The sequence below is a fragment of the Asticcacaulis sp. P4_H10 genome (assembly GCF_056400965.1).
The window spans coordinates 1-722 of record NZ_JBFUKH010000019.1 but is presented as its reverse complement, the minus strand read 5'-3'; the positions used below and the strand labels follow the sequence as shown (position 1 = coordinate 722).

Annotated in this window: 1 protein-coding gene; it reads left to right on the top strand. The window is 63.7% G+C overall.

Translation table 11 applies throughout. The features are described 5' to 3' along the window. The coding region (locus tag AC1DON_RS21810; RefSeq protein ID WP_476936935.1) for a calcium-binding protein at window positions 1–722 on the top strand (722 nt) is incomplete at both ends.

The window sequence follows — 722 nt, the reverse complement described above, 5'->3', positions numbered from 1 at the left end:
GGGGTCGCCGGAAGGCGCGGACCTGCTGACCGGTGTCGAAGTCCTGAACTTCAATGGCGTCGAATTTACGCCGACTGAGTTCAATACGGGCACGGTCCAGACGGGTACGGCGGGCAATGAGACCCTGACGGGTTCGGAGCAGAGCGACCAGTTGAGCGCGCTGGGCGGCAATGACTCGATCGCGGGTCTTGGCGGTGGCGACCAGATCGATGGTGGCGAAGGTAATGACACGCTGGATGCCGGTGAAGGTGGGGACGTTGTCGCAGCTGGCGCAGGGACGGACTCCGTCATCGCTGGCGCCGGCAACGATACGGTTGATGCCGGTGCAGACAATGACACGGTCCTGGGTGGCGCGGGCGCGGACGCCCTGTCGGGTGGCGCGGGCGACGATACGATCGATGGCGGCACCGAGAACGACACGATCAGTGGCAATGCCGGTAATGATACGCTCACAGGCGGCACGGGCGACGACGCTCTTTACGGCAATGCCGGTTCGGACAGCCTGGTCGGCGGTGACGGCAACGATTACATCGAGGACTCTGAATCGATCAATACGCTGATCGGCGGCGATGGCAACGACACCCTTTACGGTCAGTGGCAGGACGGCGGCGCAGGCAATGACCGCCTGCAGAAGTACGGCTACGCCTATGACGGCACCTATCGTGCGGTTAGCCTGTCGGGCGGTGACGGCGCCGACACGATCTACGGCTATGACGGCTACA